The 21,087-nt window shown below is 65.9% G+C and carries 21 protein-coding genes and 1 tRNA gene; 15 read left to right on the top strand and 7 right to left on the bottom strand.

Annotated features, from left to right (window positions below; genetic code table 11):
- The first annotated feature begins 27 nt into the window (after positions 1 to 27).
- Positions 28 to 1,113: a ferrochelatase gene (locus tag VVS03_RS00445; RefSeq protein WP_368534544.1), complete on the top strand. Its 1,086-nt coding sequence runs from the start codon at positions 28 to 30 to the stop codon at positions 1,111 to 1,113.
- Here the strand turns inward: VVS03_RS00445 and VVS03_RS00440 are convergent.
- The gene (locus VVS03_RS00440; RefSeq protein WP_368534543.1) at positions 1,110 to 1,886 is read right to left on the bottom strand and encodes a hypothetical protein; all 777 of its coding nucleotides are present in this window, start codon (positions 1,884 to 1,886) and stop codon (positions 1,110 to 1,112) included. The genes VVS03_RS00445 and VVS03_RS00440 overlap by 4 nt on opposite strands.
- A gap of 33 nt (positions 1,887 to 1,919) precedes the next feature.
- On the opposite strand from VVS03_RS00440, the gene VVS03_RS00435 reads away from it, so the two are divergent.
- On the top strand, positions 1,920 to 2,774 hold the full coding sequence (locus VVS03_RS00435) for a DUF3097 domain-containing protein (RefSeq protein WP_368534011.1): 855 nt from the start codon (positions 1,920 to 1,922) through the stop codon (positions 2,772 to 2,774).
- Here the strand turns inward: VVS03_RS00435 and VVS03_RS00430 are convergent.
- The 3 genes from VVS03_RS00430 to VVS03_RS00420 form a co-directional block, all read right to left on the bottom strand.
- The gene (locus tag VVS03_RS00430) at positions 2,771 to 3,340 is read right to left on the bottom strand and encodes a MarR family transcriptional regulator (RefSeq protein WP_368534012.1); all 570 of its coding nucleotides are present in this window, start codon (positions 3,338 to 3,340) and stop codon (positions 2,771 to 2,773) included. The genes VVS03_RS00435 and VVS03_RS00430 overlap by 4 nt on opposite strands.
- A gap of 70 nt (positions 3,341 to 3,410) precedes the next feature.
- Positions 3,411 to 4,160: a TVP38/TMEM64 family protein gene (locus tag VVS03_RS00425; RefSeq protein WP_368534013.1), complete on the bottom strand. Its 750-nt coding sequence runs from the start codon at positions 4,158 to 4,160 to the stop codon at positions 3,411 to 3,413.
- Positions 4,161 to 4,271: 111 nt separating this feature from the next.
- Positions 4,272 to 4,357, bottom strand: a tRNA-Leu gene (locus tag VVS03_RS00420).
- 314 nt (positions 4,358 to 4,671) lie between these two features.
- On the opposite strand from VVS03_RS00420, the gene VVS03_RS00415 reads away from it, so the two are divergent.
- Positions 4,672 to 5,208, top strand: coding sequence for a YbhB/YbcL family Raf kinase inhibitor-like protein (locus VVS03_RS00415; RefSeq protein WP_368534014.1), 537 nt, complete (start codon positions 4,672 to 4,674; stop codon positions 5,206 to 5,208).
- Positions 5,209 to 5,246: 38 nt separating this feature from the next.
- Positions 5,247 to 5,612, top strand: coding sequence for a hypothetical protein (locus VVS03_RS00410; RefSeq protein ID WP_368534015.1), 366 nt, complete (start codon positions 5,247 to 5,249; stop codon positions 5,610 to 5,612).
- Positions 5,613 to 5,752: 140 nt separating this feature from the next.
- On the opposite strand, the gene VVS03_RS00405 is transcribed toward VVS03_RS00410, so the two are convergent.
- Entirely contained in the window at positions 5,753 to 6,862 is a 1,110-nt protein-coding gene (locus VVS03_RS00405) for a quinone-dependent dihydroorotate dehydrogenase (protein WP_368534016.1), read from the bottom strand.
- A 12-nt stretch (positions 6,863 to 6,874) separates the two neighbouring features.
- Positions 6,875 to 7,906, bottom strand: coding sequence for a hypothetical protein (locus VVS03_RS00400; RefSeq protein WP_368534017.1), 1,032 nt, complete (start codon positions 7,904 to 7,906; stop codon positions 6,875 to 6,877).
- A 246-nt stretch (positions 7,907 to 8,152) separates the two neighbouring features.
- On the opposite strand from VVS03_RS00400, the gene VVS03_RS00395 reads away from it, so the two are divergent.
- From VVS03_RS00395 to VVS03_RS00355, 9 genes are all read left to right on the top strand, one after another.
- Positions 8,153 to 8,977 carry an undecaprenyl-diphosphate phosphatase gene (locus tag VVS03_RS00395; RefSeq protein WP_368534018.1) on the top strand — a complete coding sequence of 275 codons (825 nt, stop codon included), beginning with the start codon at positions 8,153 to 8,155 and terminating at the stop codon, positions 8,975 to 8,977.
- 93 nt (positions 8,978 to 9,070) lie between these two features.
- Complete coding sequence (gene mshC / locus VVS03_RS00390; RefSeq protein WP_368534019.1) at positions 9,071 to 10,309, top strand: cysteine--1-D-myo-inosityl 2-amino-2-deoxy-alpha-D-glucopyranoside ligase; 1,239 nt, start codon at positions 9,071 to 9,073, stop codon at positions 10,307 to 10,309.
- 24 nt (positions 10,310 to 10,333) lie between these two features.
- Entirely contained in the window at positions 10,334 to 10,714 is a 381-nt protein-coding gene (locus tag VVS03_RS00385) for a hypothetical protein (RefSeq protein ID WP_368534020.1), read from the top strand.
- A 99-nt stretch (positions 10,715 to 10,813) separates the two neighbouring features.
- Positions 10,814 to 11,575: an HAD family hydrolase gene (locus tag VVS03_RS00380; RefSeq protein ID WP_368534021.1), complete on the top strand. Its 762-nt coding sequence runs from the start codon at positions 10,814 to 10,816 to the stop codon at positions 11,573 to 11,575.
- Between the two features lie 51 nt (positions 11,576 to 11,626).
- Positions 11,627 to 11,890 (top strand): phosphoribosyl-ATP diphosphatase, encoded by a 264-nt coding sequence (locus tag VVS03_RS00375; RefSeq protein ID WP_368534022.1) that lies wholly within the window; start codon positions 11,627 to 11,629, stop codon positions 11,888 to 11,890.
- A gap of 79 nt (positions 11,891 to 11,969) precedes the next feature.
- Positions 11,970 to 12,815 (top strand): ATP phosphoribosyltransferase, encoded by an 846-nt coding sequence (hisG, locus tag VVS03_RS00370; RefSeq protein WP_368519338.1) that lies wholly within the window; start codon positions 11,970 to 11,972, stop codon positions 12,813 to 12,815.
- 111 nt (positions 12,816 to 12,926) lie between these two features.
- The gene (gene aspA / locus VVS03_RS00365) at positions 12,927 to 14,492 is read left to right on the top strand and encodes an aspartate ammonia-lyase (RefSeq protein WP_368534023.1); all 1,566 of its coding nucleotides are present in this window, start codon (positions 12,927 to 12,929) and stop codon (positions 14,490 to 14,492) included.
- Positions 14,493 to 14,723: 231 nt separating this feature from the next.
- Positions 14,724 to 16,031: an anaerobic C4-dicarboxylate transporter gene (locus VVS03_RS00360; protein WP_368534024.1), complete on the top strand. Its 1,308-nt coding sequence runs from the start codon at positions 14,724 to 14,726 to the stop codon at positions 16,029 to 16,031.
- Positions 16,032 to 16,173: 142 nt separating this feature from the next.
- Complete coding sequence (locus tag VVS03_RS00355; RefSeq protein ID WP_368534025.1) at positions 16,174 to 17,838, top strand: formate--tetrahydrofolate ligase; 1,665 nt, start codon at positions 16,174 to 16,176, stop codon at positions 17,836 to 17,838.
- A gap of 146 nt (positions 17,839 to 17,984) precedes the next feature.
- Here VVS03_RS00355 and VVS03_RS00350 read toward each other — a convergent pair whose 3' ends face one another.
- On the bottom strand, positions 17,985 to 18,848 hold the full coding sequence (locus tag VVS03_RS00350) for a RecB family exonuclease (RefSeq protein ID WP_368534026.1): 864 nt from the start codon (positions 18,846 to 18,848) through the stop codon (positions 17,985 to 17,987).
- A 45-nt stretch (positions 18,849 to 18,893) separates the two neighbouring features.
- Here VVS03_RS00350 and VVS03_RS00345 point away from each other — a divergent pair, with 45 nt between their 5' ends.
- Both VVS03_RS00345 and VVS03_RS00340 read left to right on the top strand, forming a co-directional pair.
- A complete protein-coding gene (locus VVS03_RS00345) occupies positions 18,894 to 20,168 on the top strand; it encodes a M18 family aminopeptidase (RefSeq protein WP_368534542.1) in 1,275 nt (424 codons plus the stop codon).
- Between the two features lie 81 nt (positions 20,169 to 20,249).
- Positions 20,250 to 21,086, top strand: coding sequence for a tRNA (adenine-N1)-methyltransferase (locus tag VVS03_RS00340; protein ID WP_368534541.1), 837 nt, complete (start codon positions 20,250 to 20,252; stop codon positions 21,084 to 21,086).
- The last annotated feature ends 1 nt before the right edge of the window (position 21,087 follow it).

The raw sequence follows: 21,087 nt of genomic DNA, 5'->3' as shown, positions 1-21,087 counted from the left end.
CCAACTTTAGTTGGTACTGTCAGGATTATGACTGACGCACAACAGACTAATCCTGGCTATGACGCCCTCCTCGTTCTTTCTTTCGGTGGCCCGGAAGGAAACGAGGAGGTCGTCCCGTTTCTGGAGAACGTCACTCGCGGCCGCGGCATCCCTCGAGAGCGCCTCGTGAAGGTCGGCGAGCACTATTTCCACTTCGATGGTGTCAGCCCGCTCAATGGGCTCAACCGCGAAATCATCGACAACGTCAAGGGCGAGCTCGCCCGCCGTGGCATGGATCTGCCCATCTACTTCGGCAACCGCAACTGGCACCCGTTTGCCAACGAGGCAGCCGACCAGATGGCCGCCGACGGCGTGCGCCGCGCGCTCGTCTTCGCCACCTCCGCCTGGGGCGGCTACTCCGCCTGCCGGCAGTACGACGAGGACATCGTCGCCATGCGTAAACACCTGGCGGAGCAGGGCCTGCCCGAGATTGAGTTCACGAAGCTGCGGCAGTTCTACTCCCACCCGAAGTTCATCGGGGAGATGGCCCGCGCGCTCAAGGACGCGTGCGCCGAGATTCCGCAGGACAAGTGGGACAGCACCCGCGTGCTGTTCACCGCCCACTCGGTGCCGAACGCCCACGACGCCGTCGGCGGCGCGGAAGGCGACAAGAACCTCTACTCCCGCCAGGTGGCGGAGGCGGCCCGGCTCATCGCCGAGCAGGCGGGGATTGGCCGCTACGACCTGGTGTGGAACTCCCGCTCCGGCAACCCGGCCACGCCGTGGCTGGAGCCGGACATCGTGGACCACGCCACGGACATCCACAACGACGAGGGCGTGGAAGCGATCGTCGTCTGCCCGGTGGGCTTCATCTCCGATCACATGGAGGTCATCTGGGACCTGGACTCGGAGCTGGCCGAGGCTTGCCGCGAGATGGGCGTCGAGATGTCGCGCATCCGGACCGCCGGGCCGACCCCGGCTTTTACCGAGATGATCGTCGATCTCGTCGAAGAGATGACCGCCGGCGCTCCCCGCGAGGACCTGGGCGAGGTCACCACCCAGGGCTGCACCGTCAACGGCGAGCCCTGCGCCCCGGGCTGCTGCGACATCTGGTCGCTGCGCAAATCCAGCTAGCGGGCGAAATCACTGAGCGCGTAGGCCACCCCGGCCATGCGCGCCTGGCGGATGTGCCGCCACAGGCGCAACAGCTGGGGATCCAGGCTGTGATCGCCCAGGCGATCCGTGACGGTCTCGATGATGGCCGCCACGCGATCGGCGCGGGCGAAAAGCTTAGCCGCGCGCCCCGGCACGCACGACGGCAGGCCGGGGGTGTCGTAGAAATCCGCGAGCGTGCCCACGGTAAGCCGGGCATCGGCGGCGTTTATCTTACGCTGCCCGCTGGCCTCGATGAGCTGCGCGGATTCTTCCGTCGCAGCCGAAAGCACAGCGTTCGCCTCGCCCGGGCTGAGCCAGGCTGGCTCGGGCAGGCGCCCAGCCACCTCGTAAGCGAGCCACCAGGTCGCCCCGTCGTGAAAGTCGGGGGCTAAGACTAGGTGGCGGTCGGGATCTGCGGTGCGCACGACGATACCGCCGGCCCCATTCGCCGCCACGTGTTCCGCGGCCTCCGTACCCGCGGGCAGGGCGGGCGGATCCCCGGGGCCGGAGAGAATCAACCGCAGCGCCGGCTCCGGCCGGGCGCCCGGCGACAGCTCGGCGTCGTCTGCGGCGTTGTCGCGGATGAGCCGCAGCAGCTCAATGCCGGGCTCGCCGTGGCGGACATAGACCGGCCCGCCTAGCTCCTCGAGGGCCTGCAGCGTCGCATCCGCCGACTCGTGGTGGTAGAGCCAAGCTCCCAACCAGACGGCGGTGTTTTGCAGTGGTGACCACACCTCGGCGCGCATATCCATGACGGGACAGTCTAGTAGATAAGATATTCCGCCATGAGCTTCAACTCCCGAGACCCCTACGGCGGCGATATTTTCGCCGGACACGCGCGCAAGCAGCCGAAGAACTACCCCGAGGTGCCTGCCGAACCCGGGCTCGTGGTGGAGGTCCGCGGGGACGAGCAGGAATTTACCGGGGCGGTCCAAGGCGTGGACAAGACGGTCTTCGGCGAGGTCGTCCGGCTCGCCGACCGCCACGGCAACGAGCGGGTGTTCAACCTAGTCAAGGGCGGCTTCCTCATCGAGGGCAAGCCGGTGACCCTGGTGCGTTACGTGGAAAAGCAAGCCCCGCGCCGCTCGAACTCCGGCTCCCGGCGGGTGGAAAACCTCGAAGCCAAGGTGGCCGCGCCGTCTCGCATTTGGGTCGAAGGCATCCACGACGCCGCGATCGTGGAGAAGGTCTGGGGCCACGACCTGCGCGTCGAGGGCGTGGTCGTCGAATACCTCGAGGGCTTAGACAACCTGCCGGAGCGGCTCGCGGAGTTTCGCCCCGAGCCCGGGCGCCGCATTGGCGTGCTGGCCGACCACCTAGTCGAAGGTAGTAAGGAGAGCCGGCTGACCCGCGCGGTCGGCTCGGACTGCCTGGTCACCGGGCACCCGTACATCGATATCTGGGCCGCGGTAAAACCGGAGCGCCTGGGCCTTAAGAGCTGGCCGGAAGTGCCCTACGGCGAGGATTGGAAGACGGGTATCTGCAAGCGCGTGGGCTGGTCCGATCCGAAGGAAGGCTGGCACCGCGTCTACAGCGCGGTGAATTCCTTCCGCGACCTAGAGCCCAGCCTGATCGGCGCGGTCGAGCGCCTCGTAGACTTCGTGACCACCCCGGAGCTTTCCAAGGAGGACCTGCTCTAGGCCTGGTTGCCGCGCTCCAAAAGGCGGACGGCTAGTTGCCAGCCGGCGCTCTCGGCCGCCCAGCCGGCGGCTTGCAGGCGCTGGGACATCGCCTGCTTGGAGATGCCGAGCTGCTCGGCCGCCTCGTTCTGGTTGTAGCCGGAACGCACCAGGGAGGTGGCCTCGCGCCCCTCGGCGGTGCGCTTATGGAGCACGTAGCCGAGCAGTCCGAAGGCGGCGGCGATGTCGTCCGCCTCCGACTTGCGGGCGTGCACGTCTGTTTTGGCCCGGACCTGGCCGGCGCGGGGGGAGCGCCCCAAGGCCCCGGAGGCCGTCGCGCGCGCCACGGCTTTGTCGGTGGCGCCGGGGCACAGGCCGATCCCGACGGCCCAGTCGCCGTCGGCCAGCAGCGCCATGACCACCTCGCAGACCGACGAGGGGGAGTCGACCACGGTGCGGATGTCCTCCACGCCGAGGATGGTGAAATCGTCGACGCCGTCGAGGGTGGCGAGCGCCTGGGCGGAACGCTTGACGAGGTCGGCGCGGTGCATGGAGGAACCGCGGTAGCGAGCGTGCACGGCGAGCATAGGGATCCAGCTCCTTCCCGGAAGTGGCCAATAGGGAATTATGGCAAGGCAAAAGCCTTGACCTTTTCTCTTAGTCTACTTCCTGGGCTTGACTTAGTTGAGGTTGGGGTAGTCGGGACTCAACATAGAGGCCGCCCAGCCCGGCGGCTGCGGCAAGGAGGAACGCGGCGAGGATCCACGGGGAAAGCCCGCTCGTGAGGGCCTCGCCGAAGAAGACACCGATGACCGTCGTGGGGATGGAACCGACTAAAGTTGCGGTAACGAACTGCCAGAACGGGATACTCGTCAGGGCGGCGGTGTAGTTGAGTAAGGAGAAGGGCACGCCCGCCACCATGCGCAGGCTGCAGATGGCCAGCCAGCCGCGGCGGGCCAGTCGGGCGTTGAGTCCGGCCACCGCCGGGTGGGATAGCCGCGGGCGCATCCACTCGCCGAAGAGCTTGCGTACGCCCAAGAAGGCGAGCGCGGCCGATACCGTCAGGCAGACCAGCGCCAGGCTAAGCCCTAGCGCCGGCCCGAAGAGGATTCCCGCCGCCACGGTCCAGATGGTCCGCGGAAGAGGAAAGAGGGTAAAGACGATATAGGACAGCGCGAAAAGCACGACGAAGAAATCGCCGTACTGCTGGGCCCCGGCCCGCAGGTCGGCCAACTCGGGGACGTCGACATAGCGCGCCGCCACGGCAAAGACGGCCACGGCCACGAGGATGACCAGCCAACGCCGCCAGCCCAGCTCGCACAGCGTGCGCACGGCGTCGCGCGCGACCTGGACCAGGAAGCTGCCGAAGCTGCGTAACCAGCCCCACGCGGAGTTCTCATCGTGCATGCCGGACACCTTGCTCTATGCCTGTGCTCTCTATCGGTGTTGTGCGAAGTCGACGTGGTGAAGAAAGAAAAAATCCCGCGTTCTTGTTCGAAGAACGCGGGAGAGTCATTGTGCCCGGAGGGGGACTTGAACCCCCACGTCCGTTAATAGGACACTAGCACCTCAAGCTAGCGCGTCTGCCATTCCGCCACCCGGGCAGGGTGTTTTCAGCCGTTACCGGCTTCGGCACTCCCAAAACTCTAGCCTGCCGGCGGCGGGCAAACAAATCGCCAGTACAAGGCGGTAAACGCCCGCGTGATTATGGAACCATTGTTAGGAAGTTCCTTTCCTTCCCCGCGTGGGCAAGGGGAAGGTGGTTGCCCTCCGCGGGCGCGGTCCGGGCAACCGGCGGGGTAACTGGCGGGGCAGTTCCACTTTTGGAACTGCGCCAAACTCTGGGGTGTGGTGGGGCGATGAATATGGTGCGCGTTACTGACAGACACGGAATGTGTTTTCCGGTACAAATGGGAGTATGACTTCTTACAACGATTCTCGATTCCCTGGCCCCGATCCTTATGCGCCGCTGCGGGATCTCCCGTCGTTCGCTCTGTCCTCGTCCGACCTCGTCGACGGGGACGAGCTCGAAGAGCGTTTCCGCGCGCCGGAGAGCGTCTCCCCGCAGCTGGAGTGGTCCAACCTGCCGGAGGGCACCAAGTCCCTGGCCGTGACCTGCTTCGACCCGGATGCCCCGACCGCCGCCGGTTTCTGGCACTGGGCGGCCTTCAACATCCCGGCCGATGTCACCGAGCTGCCCACCAACGCGGGCGCCGCCGAAGACCTCGGCATCGAGGGCGTTATCTCCCTGCGCAATGACTCCGGCAAGCGCACCTACCACGGCCCGCAGCCGCCGGCCGGCCACGCCCCGCACCGCTATCTCTACGCAGTGCACGCCGTGGACACGGAAAAGCTGGACATTGATCCGGACGCCACCCCGACGGTGCTGGGCTTCAACCTGCACTTCCACGCGATTGGCCGCGCCATCCTGTGGGGCTGGTACGAGGAGAAGTAGTCCTCACTGACCCTATGGCCAACAACGACAATCCCGGGGTGACGATCCCACTGCAGTTGCGAGTGGGCGGAGCCTTTATCGCCGTCGCACTCGTCCTCGTCATCATGACCATCGTCGCGGTACTCACCGAAGGGTGGATGAGCCCCTTCGTGTGGACCCCAGCCCGCGTGGCGCTGGTGGTCGCCGCGCTGATCATCGGTGCTTTCGCCACCATCCGCAAGGACCAGCGCCCCAGCATCACTCAGGTGGTGGCGCTGGGTGGGGCAGTGCTGATTATCATCGCCAGCCGTTTCCTGCCCAGCGCCGAGCTGGCCGTGATGGGCCAGTGGTGGCTGCTCATCTATTCCGGCCTAGCGCTGGTCTGCGCGCTCGTACTGCGCCGCAGCCTGGCCCCTCGCTCCTAGGCGGGCAGTTCCCTACACGGGCTGGCGGCGGTCGGAGGCGCCGGCACACTACCTAGAAATGAAAAGCGCCGAAAAGAAGAAGCTAGGGCTGCGAATGCAGCCCTAGCTTTTGTTTATGTTTCGCTCTTTGTTGGAAGGGATTATTCCTTCCACGGCAGGCCGGAGCCGACCGCCTCGCTGATGTTGCCCAGGCCGTGGGCGCGGATCTGCTCGGCAATCCCTAGGTGGATGTCGCGGATCCAGTCCGGGCCGCCGTAGATGAAGGGGGTATAGCCCTGCAGGAGGCTGGCGCCGGCCGTGATGCGCTCCCAGGCCTGCTGCGGGGTGAAGATGCCGCCGACCGAGACGATGGGCAGCTCGCCGCCCACGTGCTCGTGGAGCAGGCGCAGGACCTCCAGGGAGCGCGCGGCCACCGGCGCGCCGGAGACGCCGCCGGCCCCCATGTCCTCGACCTCTGCGGCCGGGGTCTTGAGTCCCTTGCGGGAGATGGTGGTGTTGGTGGCGACGATGCCGGCCAGGCCGACCTCGCGGGCCAAGTCGGCGACGGCGAGGACGTCCTCGTCGGACAGGTCCGGGGCGATCTTGACCAAGACCGGGGCCGGGGTTACCTCGGCAACGGCGGTGAGGATGGGACGCAGCGATTCCACGGCCTGCAGATCGCGCAGGCCCGGGGTATTCGGGGAGGAGACGTTGACCACCAGGAAATCGGCCAGCGATCCCAGAACTGAGGCCGAACGGCGGTAGTCGTCGACGGCCTGGTCCACCGGGGTGACCTTGGTCTTGCCGATGTTGATGCCAATGACGTCGTCGCTGCGGCGGGCCCGCAGGTTGCGGGCTACCTCCTCGGCGCCCTGGTTGTTGAAGCCCATTCGGTTGAGCAGACCTTTGTCCTTGGGCAGGCGGTAGAGCCGGGGTGCCGGGTTACCCGGCTGGGCGGCCGCAGTGACGGTGCCGAGCTCGGCATAGCCGAAACCGATGGGTCCCCAGGCGTCCGCCGCGGTGGCGTTCTTGTCGAAGCCGGCAGCCAGTCCGAGCGGGCGCGGGAAGTCCACGCCGAAAACGGTCTGGCGCAGGACCGGGTCCTTGACCGGCAGGACCTTGTTCAGCCCGCGGTTGACCGGCCACGCGACGTGGAAGCCGTGGAGGGCCGAGCTCATCAGGTGGTGGATGCGCTCGGCATCGATCTGAAACATGGCCTTGAGCGCGGCATCGTAAACCTTGCCCCGGACGGTGCGGAAGATGGTGGGCATGGTGGTAACTCCTTAAATGTCTTTAATGATCTGCAGTCCGTAGCCGGTGGCGGAGGCAATCGCAATGGTTCCGTCGCTGAGCGCGACCATGTGCTGGGCGTTGGCCACGGTGGAGACCTGTGCGCGCTCCTCGGGAACGCCCTTGGAAATCTCGAAGGCCTGCGCCCGGTTGTTGTCGGTCGTGGTCGTCCACGCCAGCTGCCGGGATTCGTCCCAGGCCGTGGCCCACGGCACCCCGTCGGTGTTGCCGTACTGGTGCAGGCGGATGACGTCCTCGGCGTTGTAGATAGCGATCCGCTTGCCCAAGGTGTCGGAAACCACGATGGTGCCGTTCTCACCGACCGAGGCCTGGCCCAGGCCGACGCCTACGCGCAGGCGGCCGCCCGCGCGGGACTGCTCCCAATCCAGTGACTGGATGGTGGAATCCGCGCGCAGGGTACGCACCACGTTGTCCGTGCCGTCCTGGTTCGGTACCGCCAGAAGCTGGTCGGTCGGGTCCTCGACAGCAAAGGAATCGCTACGCTTTCCGTCCTTGTAGATGGCGACGTCGGAGCCTTGATCGGAGGCCACGAAAAGCTCGCCGGTGGAGGTCCGGGCGGCAGCGGTGACGGGGAATTCCTCGTCGACCGTGATCTTCTCCGGTTGCTCGGGGCGGGCCGGGTCGAAGGAGAGAACCTCGGTGCCGCAGCCGAGCAGGAACTCGTTGTCAGCGGCCGAAAGCTGGCCACAATCGGTCGGGATCTCCACCACCGCGGCGGAGCCTTCCTGGAAAGCGGCAGCGTCGCCGACGGCCAGGTGATCGGAGCTGCGCACGGCGATGGTCTCGCCGGTGGCGGCCATGTCGGATACCTCAGCGACCTCGCGGGGGAGCTGGGCGACCTCGCCGTCGGGATCCGCGGCGGCGGGGGATTCGGCCGGGGTGGCGTTGCCGACCGTGGCGGAGTCGTCCGCCTCCTCTTCCGGCGGGGTTTGTTGGCACCCCGCCAGAGCCAGGGCGGAAACTGCGGAGACAGTCATTACTGCGAAACCGGTCTTAGAAGTCACAAACAGTCATCCTAGCAGTGAGATCTCTAAATCCAGCAGTCCCACCAGAAGCCGGGATCGGCCCGGAACGCCACGGGGCAGTGGGGAGGCGGCGCGAGTTAATCAGAACTGTCTGGAAGGTGTGAGCTTGCTTCGAAAGTCAGACTCGCCCGGGGTGGTCCTCGCGTGGGTGGCGGGGACGTCAGTATGCTGTTCCGGGTGAATAACGTGCAGTACCTCGCCCAAGCAGGCGTAGAACAATCAGATATGTCCTGGTTGCAAGTCATCGTCTTGTCGGTAGTCCAGGGCCTTACCGAGTTCCTCCCCGTCAGCTCCTCGGGGCATTTGCGCATTGTCTCTGAGCTCTTTTGGGGCCAGGACGCCGGCGCCTCCTTCACCGCGGTCATCCAGCTCGGCACCGAGCTGGCCGTCGTGGTCTATTTCGCCAAGCTGATTTGGCAGATCCTGTCCGGCTGGTTCCGCGGCTGGGTCGACAAGGATTCGCGCGGCCAGGACTGGAAGATGGGGTGGATGGTCATCGTCGGTTCCATCCCGATCGGGATCATCGGCTTCTTCGGCAAGGACCTCATCCGGGACGCGCTGCGCAACCTGTGGATCACCGCGGCCATGCTGGTCCTGTTTTCCTTCGTGTTCATCCTGGCCGAAAAGATGGGCAAAAAGACCCGCGGCTTCGACGAGCTGACTATGAAGGACGCCATCGTCATGGGCCTGTGCCAGTGCCTGGCTCTCATCCCGGGTGTGTCCCGCTCCGGCGGCACCATCTCCGGCGGCCTCTTCCTGGGGCTTGACCGCGAGGTGGCCACCCGCTTCAGCTTCCTGCTGGCCATCCCGGCGGTGCTGGCCTCCGGCCTGTTCTCGCTGGGCGATGCCTTCGGCCCGACCGTGGGGCAGTCCGCCACCGGCACCCAGCTGCTGGTCGGCACGGGCATCGCTTTCGTCGTCGGCTACGCCGCGATCGCCTGGCTGCTGAAGTTCGTGGCCAACCACTCCTTCTCTTGGTTCGCCGCTTACCGCATCCCGGTCGGCCTCTTTGTCATGGCCCTGCTGACCTTCGGCGTGCTGCAGCCTTAAGGAGTAGGGCTAACGCCGCAGTCGCCCGTGGGTCGTACAGGCCCGGCTGTGGCGTTGTGCGCGTCGGCGGGACTCGGCGTTACGATGGTTGGCATGCATACTTGGCCCCAGCCCGAAATTCAGCCCGTCCCGGGCGCTTCTGTTCCCCTGCAGCTTTTTGATTCCGCGGACCGCGCCGTCCGCGAGGTTAAGGTCGACGGCCCGCAGGCGGGTGTGTACGTGTGCGGCATTACCCCGTACGATTCCACGCACCTTGGGCACGCGGCGACCTACGTGACCTTCGACCTGGTCAACCGCATGTTGATGGACAACGGCCACGACGTCCACTACGTGCAGAACATCACCGACGTCGACGATCCGCTCTTTGAACGCGCCGAGCGCGACGGCGTCGACTGGCGCGAGCTGGGCACCTCCCAGATCGATCTCTTCCGCTCCGACATGGAGCTGCTGGAGGTCATCCCGCCCCAGGACTACGTCGGCGCCATGGAAGCGGTCGACGAGATCATCGAGCTGGTCCAGAAGCTTCTCGACCGCGGCGCCGCCTACGTGGTCGATGATCCGGAGTACCCGGACGTTTACGCCTCCATCGAGGCCACGGAGCAGTTCGGCTACGAGTCCAACTACAGCCGCGAAGAGATGGAGAACTTCTTCGCCGAGCGCGGCGGGGACCCCGACCGCGCCGGCAAGCGCAACCCGCTGGATGCCCTGCTCTGGCGGGCGCACCGCGACGGTGAGCCGGCCTGGGAGTCCCCGTTCGGGCCCGGCCGCCCGGGCTGGCACGTCGAGTGCTCGGCTATCGCGACCAACCGCCTGGAAAAGACCTTCGAGATCCAAGGCGGCGGCAGAGACCTGAAGTTCCCGCACCACGAGTTCTCCGCCGCCCACGCGGAGGCCGGCCTGGGCGTGGACCGCATGGCCGATTTCTACGTCCACACCGGCATGATCGGGCTGGACGGGACCAAGATGTCTAAGTCCCTGGGCAACCTCGTCTTCGTCCACAAGCTGGTGGAACAGGGCGTGGAGCCTTCGGCCATCCGCATCGGCATCTACGCCGGCCACTACCGCAGCGACCGGGACTGGTCCGATGAGGTCCTGGCCGCCGCCCAGCAGCGACTTTCTCACTGGCGCGAGGCCCTGGAGCACGCCGGCTCACGCGAGCGGGCCGAGGCGCTGGTCCAGGACATCCGCGCCGCCTTGGCCAACGACTTGGATACTCCGCGTGTGTTGGAGGCACTCGACGAGTGGGCCGCCGGCGAGCGCGGGGAGGACGATCCGGCCGCCCAGCAGCTGGTGACGGTCGCGCTGCGGAGCCTGCTCGGCGTGCGAGCTTAGCGGAATTGAGTAAGAATTAAGCGCATGAGCATTCGCGCAGATTTCCAGCCCACCGTCGACGAGTTCATTGCCAACCTTAAGTCTTTCGCCACGGGTGACTACCTGAAGGAAGACGAGAAAGAATTCTGGGACCAGCCCTTCGATCCCGCGGTCCTGCCGGACCTCAAGGAGATTATCGAAGGCCTGCTGGACGACCTGGACGCGGTCCCGGACGATCCGAACGGCGACGTCCTCTCCGCGGTGATCGCCAAGCGGCAGGTGGAGCTGGTCGCCTTCAACAAGGCCAACGACTACGCGGTGCTGGAGCCGGAAGAAAAGGAAGAGCTCGCCGAGCTCATTTACTCCGCCTCCGCCGCGACCGGCGCGGACGACGAGGCCCTGGCCCAGATCCCCGAGCTGGACTAGCCCCCGCCGCCACACCTCGGCGCCATAGCTGGCGCAGCAGCGCGCCCGCGCACCGGGCGCGAATTTGCCGACCCAAGAAGAAAGTAGTCACGAATTTCTATGCCGCTTCCTAGCGAGTCCCACCTGGACCAAGCCGCAACAACCCCGGGCGTTACCGGCTTCCCGGCCCGCCCCCGGGCCATCTTCTGGGACATGGACGGCACGCTGACCGACTCTGAACCGCTGTGGGCGGAAGCGACGTTCTACCTCTCGGAGACCTTGGGCAAGCGCCTGACCCCGACGGAACGGCTGGCCACGGTCGGCTCCACCTTCGCCACCACGCTGGAGATCTGCGCGGCGAAGGCGGGGGTCACGCTGACCGAAGAGGATTACCCCAAGTACCGGAAGCTGATGTTTTCCAAGGTGCGGGAACTTTTCGCCGGCAACCTGGAGGTCTTTGACGGCGTCCGGGGACTGCTGCGCGAGCTCCACGCGGACGGCATGCCGATGTTGGTGACCACCAACACGGAGCGCTACGTCGCCGACGGGGCCATCGCGGCCATCGGGCCGGAGTTTTTCCACGACACGATCTGCGGCGACGAGGTGCCCACCGGCAAGCCGGCGCCGGATATGTACCTCCAGGCAGCGCGCAGCGTCGGCGCGGATCCGCAGGAGTGCCTGGTCTTCGAAGACTCCACGGCAGGCATGACCGCGGCGGTCGAGGCGGGCTGCCGGGTCATTGGGCTGCCGGAGGACGACCACGTCGCCGTGCCTGACGGTGTGGTGCAGATTTCGCAGCTGCACGGCCACCGCCACCTAGCCCCGGCTGGGGCTGCGGATGTCTACGCGTGGTGGCAGCAGATAACCGCATATCGGGGGTAGAAAAATGGCGCTTGCGACCTACTGGCTAATTTCTATGGAACAATAGATGGCGTGAAAACCTTCGATGATTTATTTGCAGAGCTAAAGATCAAGGCCACCGAGCGGGAGGAAGGGTCCGGCACCGTTGCCGCCCTGGACCATGGTGTGCACCACATCGGCAAGAAGGTCATCGAGGAAGCCGGCGAGGTCTGGTTGGCGGCAGAGTACGAATCCGACGAGGAGCTCTCGGAGGAGATCTCGCAGCTGCTGTACTGGACCCAAGTGATGATGCTGGCCCGTGGCCTCGAGCCCAAGGACATCTACAAGTACCTCTAGCGCCCGCGCTGCGCTACCGCTGGCGCATGGCGCCCCCAGTCCATTCGAGTACACACGAGCAGGGAAGAAAGACACACGCATGATCACTATCGCAGTGCCCAACAAGGGCTCGCTGTCCGAAGCCGCGATGTCCATCTTCGCGGAAGCCGGGTACAAGTCCCGCGGCAACTCCAAGTCGCTCAACGTCGTCGACGAAGCCAACGGGGTGGAGTTCTTCTTCCTCCGCCCGAAAGATATCGCCATCTACGTGGCCAAGGGCGTGCTGGACATCGGCGTGACCGGCCGTGACCTGGCCGCCGACGCCAAGGCTGACGTCCAAGAGATCCTCGACCTCGGTTTCGGCGGGTCGACCTTCCGCTACGCCGGGGTTAAGGGCGAGGGCTGGAGCGTGGACCAGTTGGGCGGCAAGCGCATCGCGACCTCCTACCCGAATCTGGTCCGCAAGGACCTAGCCGAGCGCGGCTTAGAGGCCGAGGTCATTCGCCTGGATGGGGCAGTGGAGGTCTCCATTCGCCTCGGCGTCGCCGACGTCATCGCCGACGTGGTCTCCACCGGCCGCACCCTGCGGGAGCAGGGGCTGGAGCCTTTCGGCGAGCCGCTGATTACCTCCGAGGCCGTGGTCATCCAGCGCAAGGGCGCGACCGTGGGGCGCGAGGAGGAGATCCTCCTGGGACGCCTGCGCGGTATTCTCAACGCCCGCCGCTACCTGATGATCGACTACAACATCGCGGAGGAAAACCTCCCGGCTGCCTCTGAAATCACCCCGGGGCTGACCGGCCCGACGGTGTCTCCGCTGGCGCGCGAGGGCTGGGTCGCGGTGCGCGCGCTGGTGCCTAAGAAGCAGGCGAACCAGCTGATGGATGATCTTTCAGGCCTCGGCGCCGAGGCAATTCTGGGTTCCGAACTCCGCATTGCCCGCATTTAGGGGTGCACCTTCGGCGCGAGGATTCTAAAACTCCTTTGCTAGCTACCATGGGGGTCAAGTATTTGAAGTACTTAAATTCATCCCCGAAAAACGCAAAGGAGCGTCGCCGAGATGGCAATGAATGCCAAGAAGGATACTAAGAAGCCTTCTGAGGACGTCCAGGACAAGGAAACCACCGCAGCCTCCACCGCTTCCGACTCTGCTAAGTCCGACAAGGAGACCAAGCAGACCAAGCAGACCGCTGCTAAGTCGAAGAAGTCCCGCATCGAGCAGGACCTCATCGGCGAGATGGAAGTTCCTAACTCCGCCTACTACGGCGTGCACACCATGCGCGCCATGGACAACTTCCAGATCTCGTACGTGACCATCAACTCCATTCCGGAGTTCATCCGCGGCATGGCCCAGGTCAAGAAGGCCGCCGCCATGGCCAACCGCCGTCTGCACACCCTGCCGAAGAAGAAGGCGGAGGCCATCATGTGGGCCTGCGACCAGATTCTGGAAGAGGGCCGCTGCATGGACCAGTTCCCGCTGGACGTCTTCCAGGGCGGCGCGGGCACCTCGGTCAACATGAACACCAACGAGGTCATCGCCAACCTGGCGCTGGAATACCTCGGTGAGGAAAAGGGCGCTTACGACATCATCAACCCGAACGATGATGTCAACATGTCCCAGTCCACCAACGACGCTTACCCGACCGGCTTCCGCCTGGGCCTGTACGCCTCCATCGACCAGCTGATCCAGCGGATGGACGCGCTGCAGAACGCCTTCAGCGTGAAGGCCAACGAGTTCCAGGACATCCTGAAGATGGGCCGCACCCAGCTGCAGGACGCCGTCCCGATGACCCTGGGTGACGAGTTCAAGGCGTTTGCCCACAACCTGCAGGAAGAGCAGGCCGTCCTGCGCGACGCCCAGGCTCGTCTGCTGGAAATCAACATGGGCGCTACCGCCATCGGCACCGGCGTGAACACCCCGGCCGGCTACCGACACCAGGTCACCGCCGCGCTGTCCGAGGTCACCGGCCTGGAGATGAAGACCGCCCGCGACCTCATCGAGGCCACCTCCGACTGCGGCGCCTACGTGCTGCTGCACTCGGCCATCAAGCGCGCCGCCATGAAGCTGTCCAAGATCTCCAACGACCTGCGCCTGCTGTCCTCCGGCCCGCGCGCTGGCCTGAACGAGATCAACCTGCCGGCCCGCCAGGCCGGTTCCTCCATCATGCCGGGTAAGGTCAACCCGGTTATCCCGGAGGTCGTCAACCAGGTCTGCTTCAAGGTCTTCGGCAACGACATCACCGTCAACATGGCAGCCGAGGCCGGCCAGCTCCAGCTCAACGTCATGGAGCCGGTCATCGGCGAGGCCCTGTTCCAGTCCATCCGCATCATGGGCAACGCCGTGGATACCCTGCGTGAGAAGTGCGTGGAAGGCATCACCGCTAACGCGGACGTCTGCCGCCACTACGTCGAGAGCTCCATCGGCATCGTGACCTACCTGAACCCCTTCATCGGGCACCACAACGGCGACCTCATCGCCAAGGAGTCCCTGGAGACCGGCAAGGGCGTGCGCGACCTGGTCCTGGAAAAGGGCCTGCTGGACGAGGAGACCCTGGACCGCGTGCTGTCCGTGGAAAACCTCATGCACCCGGAGTTCCGCGGCAAGCTCTACATGGATGAGAACTAATTCTTAACGCGTAGAGCACGACGCTCGGCATGCCCTCCCGCTGCGGCGGCTGGCTCCCTGAATAGGGGAGTCGGCCCCGCGGCCGGAGGGTTTGTTTTTGCCCTAACGGACGCCAATCCACCGAAGCGGGTGTGGCAATCAACACAACCGGGCATTTCAATTGGGATGAATCACCCCGGCGGGGCACAATAGTAACGTAGTGATAATTTTTTACAACGTTTGGAGACCTCCATGGTTGTTATCCATATCTTGATTGTCCTCGCGGCAATCTTCCTGGGCGCCCGGCTGGGCTCCATCGCCATTGGTTTCGCCGGCGGCTTGGGCGTGTTGGCCCTGGGCCTGACCGGAGTGCCGGTCACCCGCGAAGACATTCCCTTCGACGTCATCGGCATCATCATGTGCGTCATCGCCGCCATCGCCGCCATGCAGCGCGCCGGCGGCATGGACTACCTCGTCCACCTGGCCGAGCGCCTGCTGCGCAAAAACCCCCGCCAGATCACCTATTTCGCCCCGGTCGTCACCTGGCTGATGACGGTGCTCGCCGGAACCGGCCACACCGCGTTTTCGACCATGCCCGTCATCGTGGAGGTCGCTAAGGAGGGCGGCGTGCGTCCGTCGCGCCCGCTGTCGATCGCGGTCGTCGCTTCCCAGATGGCTATCTGTGCCTCGCCGATTTCCGCAGCCGTCGTGCTGATGGCGTCCCTCCTGGAGCCTGCCGGCGTGGGCTACCTGCAGGTGCTGGCCGTCCTCATCCCGGCGACCTTCCTGTCCATCTTCCCGGCGGCCTGGCTGGCCAACAAGATGGGCAAGGAGCTGGACGTCGATCCGGTCTACCTTGAGCGCAAGGCCGCCGGCCGCGTTAAGGAGCCCATCGGGGCGTCCTCGTTTACCCCGGCACCGGGCGCGAAGCTGTCGGTTCTCATCTTCCTGATCGCCATCGTCATCGTGATGCTCTGGGCCACCATCACCTCGGAGCAGGTCGGCCTGATTGCGGAACCGACCCTGCCGCGTAACGAGGCCATCATGGCCGTCATGCTGACTGCTGCCACGGCCATCGTCATGGCCACCAAGATCCCGGCCGGCGATGTCCTGGGCACGCAGGTCTTCAAGTCCGGTATGTCGGCGTGTGTCTGCGTGCTGGGCGTGGCCTGGCTGGGCACCACCCTCATCAACCGCTACATCGAGGACATCCAGGCCCTGGCCGGCGACGTCATCCAGGCCACCCCGTGGCTGCTGGCCGTCGTGCTCTTCCTGGCCGCCGCACTGTTGTACTCCCAGGCCGCTACCACCAAGGCCCTCATGCCGGCCGCCCTGGCGCTGGGCGTTAGCCCGCTGACCGCGCTGGCCGCGTTCCCGGCGGTTTCCGCCTTGTTCGTCCTGCCGACCTACCCGACGCTGCTGGCAGCGGTGGAGATGGACGACACCGGCTCGACCCGAATCGGCAAGGCAGTGTTCAACCACCCGTTCCTGGTCCCGGGTGTGGTCAGCATCGTGCTGTCCATCGTGCTTTGCTACGCCATCGGGGCAGTGGTGGTCTAGCACCGCCCGGGGAGGGCATCCCCAGCTTTCTCGTCACCTCGGCGCCGCAGTACAACAGCGGTTCCGGGGTGATTTTCCTATCGCTTTGGGTCTATGGATGAAACTGGCCACACAGGCGCGCCAGCTCGGTACGATAGGGACCATGACTACTCAGCCATCCGATGTTGAAATCGCTCAGTCCCACCAGTTGCAGCCCATCGCCGATATCGCGGAGAAGGCCGGCCTGCCCGCCGACGCCCTCATCCCGTACGGCACCACCAAGGCCAAGGTCGATATCACCAAGCTGGACCACTCCCGCGAGCACGGCAAGCTCGTGCTGGTTACCGGCGTGTCCCCGACGCCGGCCGGCGAGGGCAAGTCCACCGTGCTGATCGGCCTGACCGACGCCATCGCCAAGCTGGGCAAGAAGGCCATCGTGGCCCTGCGCGAGCCCTCCCAGGGCCCAGTCATGGGCATCAAGGGCGGCGCCGCCGGCGGCGGCTACTCCCAGATCGTGCCGATGGAGGACATCAACCTGCACTTCACTGGTGACCTGCACGCCATCGCCGCGGCGACCAACACGCTGGCCGCCATCATCGACAACCACATCCACCAGGGCAACCAGCTGAACATCGACCCGCGGCGGGTGACCTGGCAGCGCTGCCTGGACGTCAACGACCGCGCCCTGCGCGGCGTCGTCACCGGTCTGGGCGGCCCGGCCCACGGCGTGCCGGCGGAGACCGGCTTTACCATCACGGCCGCCTCCGAGATCGTGGCCATCCTCGGCCTGGCCACCAGCCTGGAGGACCTGAAGAAGCGCTTGGGCGATATCACCGTGGGCTACACCTACGACCAGGCCCCGGTCACCGCCCGCGACCTCGAGGCCGAGGGGGCGCTTACCGCGCTGATGCGCGATGCCCTCAACCCGAACCTGGTCCAGACCCTGGGCGGGACCCCCGCGTTCGTGCACGGCGGCCCCTTCGCCAACATCGCGCACGGCTGCAACACCCTGCTGGCCACGCGGACCGCCCTGGAGTACGGCGAGGTCGTGCTCAGTGAGGCCGGCTTCGGCTCCGACCTGGGCGGCGAGAAGTTCGTGGACATCAAGTCCCGCTTCGGCGAGCTGAACGTGGACGCCGCCGTGGTGGTGGCCACCATCCGCTCCCAGAAGTACAACGGCGGCGTGGCCAAGGACGAGCTGACCAACGAAAACGTCGAGGCCCTCGAAAAGGGCGTGGTGAACCTGATGCGCCACGTCGAAAACGTGCGCAAGTTCGGCGTCACCCCGGTGGTCGCGCTCAACCTCTTCCCGTCGGATACCCAGGCCGAGCGCGACTTCATGCGCGACTGGGCCGAGAAGGTCGGCGTGCAGCTGGCTGAGGTCGAGGTCTTCACCAAGGGCGGCGACGGCGCCCTCGAGCTGGGCCAGATCGTCCTGGACAACCTGGGCGGCAACTCCGCGCCGCTGTACGACCCGGCGGAGGGCATCGAGGCCTCCATCGAGAAGATCGCCACGGAGATCTACCGCGCGGACAAGGTCGAGTACGGCTCCAAGGCGCTGAAGGACCTGAAGTACCTGAAGGACAACGGCTGGGACACGCTCCCGGTGGTCATCTCGAAGACCCAGTACTCCTTCTCGGACGACGCCCAGGCCCTGGGCGCCCCGGAAGGACACACGCTGCACGTGCGCGAGCTGCTGCCGCGTACCGGCGCGGGCTTCGTGGTCGCCCTGACCGGCAACGTGATGACCATGCCGGGCCTGCCGAAGAAGCCGGCGGCCAACAACATCGACGTGGACGCCGACGGCCTCATCTCCGGCCTTTTCTAGGCTTTACATAGCTTAAGGATCGCGAAACCCCGCGGCCCGAACTTTCGAGTTTCGGGCCTGCGGGGTTTTACGCGTTGCGCAGGGCTTTCCGCCGGTAGGGTCGCAGGCCGATCCGGGGCAGAATAACGGGCGCGGCGGCAGGCCGGCTAGCTGGTGGGGGCGGCATCGGCCGCCGAGCCGGGCCAGCCCGGGTAGGCCGGGGGAGTGCCGCCGAAGGCCGGGCACAGGTCCTGGAAGGAACACCAGCCGCATAGCTTCGAGGTCTTCGGGTGGAAGGTGCCGGCTTTGCCGTCGCCTTCGATGCGCGCCCATAACTCGCCGAGATCGCGCTCGAAGTACTCGAGTTCCTCGCGGCTGGGGGTCAAGAACATCGAGTCGATGACCTTGAGGTACATCAGGCGCAGCTGGGTGGGGATGGTGCCCAGCAGGCGCCAGTAGACCAGTGCGTAGAAGCGCATCTGGAACTGCGCCGAGTGGCTGAACCTGGGCGCCGGCTTCTTGCCGGTCTTGTAGTCGACCACGCGGACTTCACCGGTCGGGGCGACGTCGACGCGGTCGATGAACCCGCGCACGGGCACGCCGTTGGGCAGGACCGTGTTGACGTACATCTCGACTTCTTTGCAGTCGAAACCCTGCGGGTTTTCCATCTCGAAATAACCCTTGACCAGCGCGCGGGCCTGGACGAAGAAATCGAGGGTCTGATTTTCGGGCACCAGCTCGTCCAGCTCGGCGTCCCCGGCGCGCATCTTCTCCCAGGCCGGCTTGATCATCTTCACCGCGGCCGGATAGGTACGCTGCTCGCGCGGCAGCTCGTGCATCTCCTCTAGGACGGCGTGGACCAGGGTGCCCTTGACCTGTGCCAAGGTCTTGGGCTCCGGGAGGCGGTCGATCGCGCGGAAACGGTAGAGGAGGGGGCACTGCTGGTAGTCGGAGGCGCGGGAGGGCGATAGCGCCAGGGGCCGCGGCTTGCGCGGCTGGGCCGGGGTAGCGGGCTGGGAAGATTCAGTCATGGTGTTTTACCCTATCGCGCGCGCGGACGTGGCAAGGTAGAGGGTATGACTAGCACGCAGGATTTCCTCGACTTTATTGACGCTTCCCCGAGTTCCTACCACGCCGCGGCCAACGTGGAGCGCGAGCTGGTGGCAGCCGGTTTCCAACGCCAACGCGAGGAGGACGCCTGGGACGTGAGCCCCGGCGGCCACGTGGTGGTCCGCGGCGGCGCCGTGATGGCCTATATCGTCCCGCCCCGGCTGGCCGAGGGCGCGGGCGAGAAGTTGCGGGGCTTTCGGATCGTCGGTTCCCACACCGATTCGCCGGGGTTCACGGTCAAGCCCGAGCCGGATTTCCAGCATGCCGGCTGGGACCAGATCGGGGTGGAGGTCTACGGCGGGCCCATCCTGCACTCTTGGTTCGACCGGGAGCTGACCCTGGCCGGCCAGGTGACCCTGCGGGACCGGGCCACGCACCTGGTCAACACCGGCCCCATCCTGCGGATCCCGAACCTGGCCATCCACATGGTGCGCAAGGACGAGTTCACCCCGGACCGCCAGTTCCACCTGCAGCCGGTCTGGCAGCTCAGTGACGGGGGCAAGTACGCCTCGCTGGGCGAGTACGTCGCCGAGCAGCTGGGGGTGCAGGCCGCGGACATCGCCGCGTTCAACCTGATTACTGCCGCCGCGCAGCCGGCCGGACTGTTCGGCCCGGCCGAAGAGTTCATCGCCGCCGGCCGGATGGACAATCTGAGCTCCGTGCACGCCAGCCTGGAGGCCTTCAAGGCCGCGGCCCAGGGCTACGACGGCCCAGACGTGCTGGTGATGGCTGCCTTCGACCACGAGGAGGTCGGCTCCAACTCGCGCTACGGCGCGGCCGGCCCCATCCTGGCCGATATCCTGCAGCGCACTGCCGTCGGCCTGGGCGCCAGCGGCGACGATCTCTTCCGCGTCTTCGCCCAGTCGCACTGCGTGTCGGCGGACGCGGCGCACTCGGTGCACCCCAACTACGCGCAGAAGCACGATCCGCACCACCAGCCCCTCATCGGCCACGGCCCGGTGACCAAGATCAACGGCAAGCAGCGCTATGCCTCCGACTCCGAATCCATCACCCGTTGGGAGAACGCCTGCCGGCGCGCGGGAGTGCCCTTCCAGCGCTTCGTGGCTAACAACGATGTTTCCTGCGGCAGCACCATCGGGCCGATTACCGCCACCCGCTTAGGTATCGAGACCGTGGACATCGGCGTGCCCATGCTGTCGATGCACTCGGCGCGCGAGATGGTCGGGGTTTCTGACCAGGACGCCCTGTCCGGCGCCCTGCTGGAATACCTGGTCGGCTAAAATAGCCGGGTCGACTGGTCCCCGCTGCACAACGGGCGGCCAGCCTTTCTGGCCCAATAAGATGCAAGGAGCAACAAGCACATGGCCTATTCCGGCCCCTTCCAGTACGGCGACCGCGTCCAGCTCACCGATGCCAAGCGCCGGCACTACACCATCGTCCTAACCGAGGGCGGCCAGTTCCACTCGCACAAGGGCATCATCGAGCACAGCCAGATCGCCGGCCTCGACGAGGGCTCGGTGGTCACCTCCAGCCTGGGTTCGGACTTCCTGCTCTTCCGCCACCTGATGGTGGACCACGTGCTGTCGATGCCCCGCGGCGCGGCCGTCATCTACCCCAAGGACTCGGCCCAGATCCTGGTCGAGGGCGATATCTTCATGGGCGCCCGCGTGCTGGAGGCCGGCGCCGGCTCGGGCGCGCTGTCGATGACCCTGCTGCGCGCGGCCGGCCCGGAGGGCCAGGTCTTTTCCTACGAGGTGCGCGACGACCACTTGGAATACGCCGTGGACAACGTCAAGGAATACTTCGGTGAGACGCCCCAGTGGTGGACCCCGCGCCTGGGTGATCTGGCCGACGTGCAGGTCGAAGACCTGGGTGGCCCGGTCGACCGGATTATCCTGGACATGCTGGAGCCCTGGGAGCACCTGGAGAAGGTCCGCGACCTGCTGATCCCGGGTGGCGTCTTCATGACGTACGTGGCCACCGTGCCGCAGCTGATGAAGGTGATGGAAGGCATCCGTGAGCTCAAGTGCTTTACCGAGCCGCGTGCCTGGGAATCCCTGGTCCGCGAGTGGAAGGTCGAGGGCCTGGCCACGCGCCCGGAGCACCGCATGAACGCGCACACGGCCTTCCTCATCTGGACCCGTCGCCTGGCCGACGGGGTGACGCCGCCGCGCCCGCAGCGCCGCGCCCGCCGTTAGG

Source organism: Corynebacterium sp. LK2537, assembly GCF_040946485.1.
Lineage (GTDB): Bacteria > Actinomycetota > Actinomycetes > Mycobacteriales > Mycobacteriaceae > Corynebacterium.
This window is presented reverse-complemented; position numbering and strand designations above follow the sequence as displayed.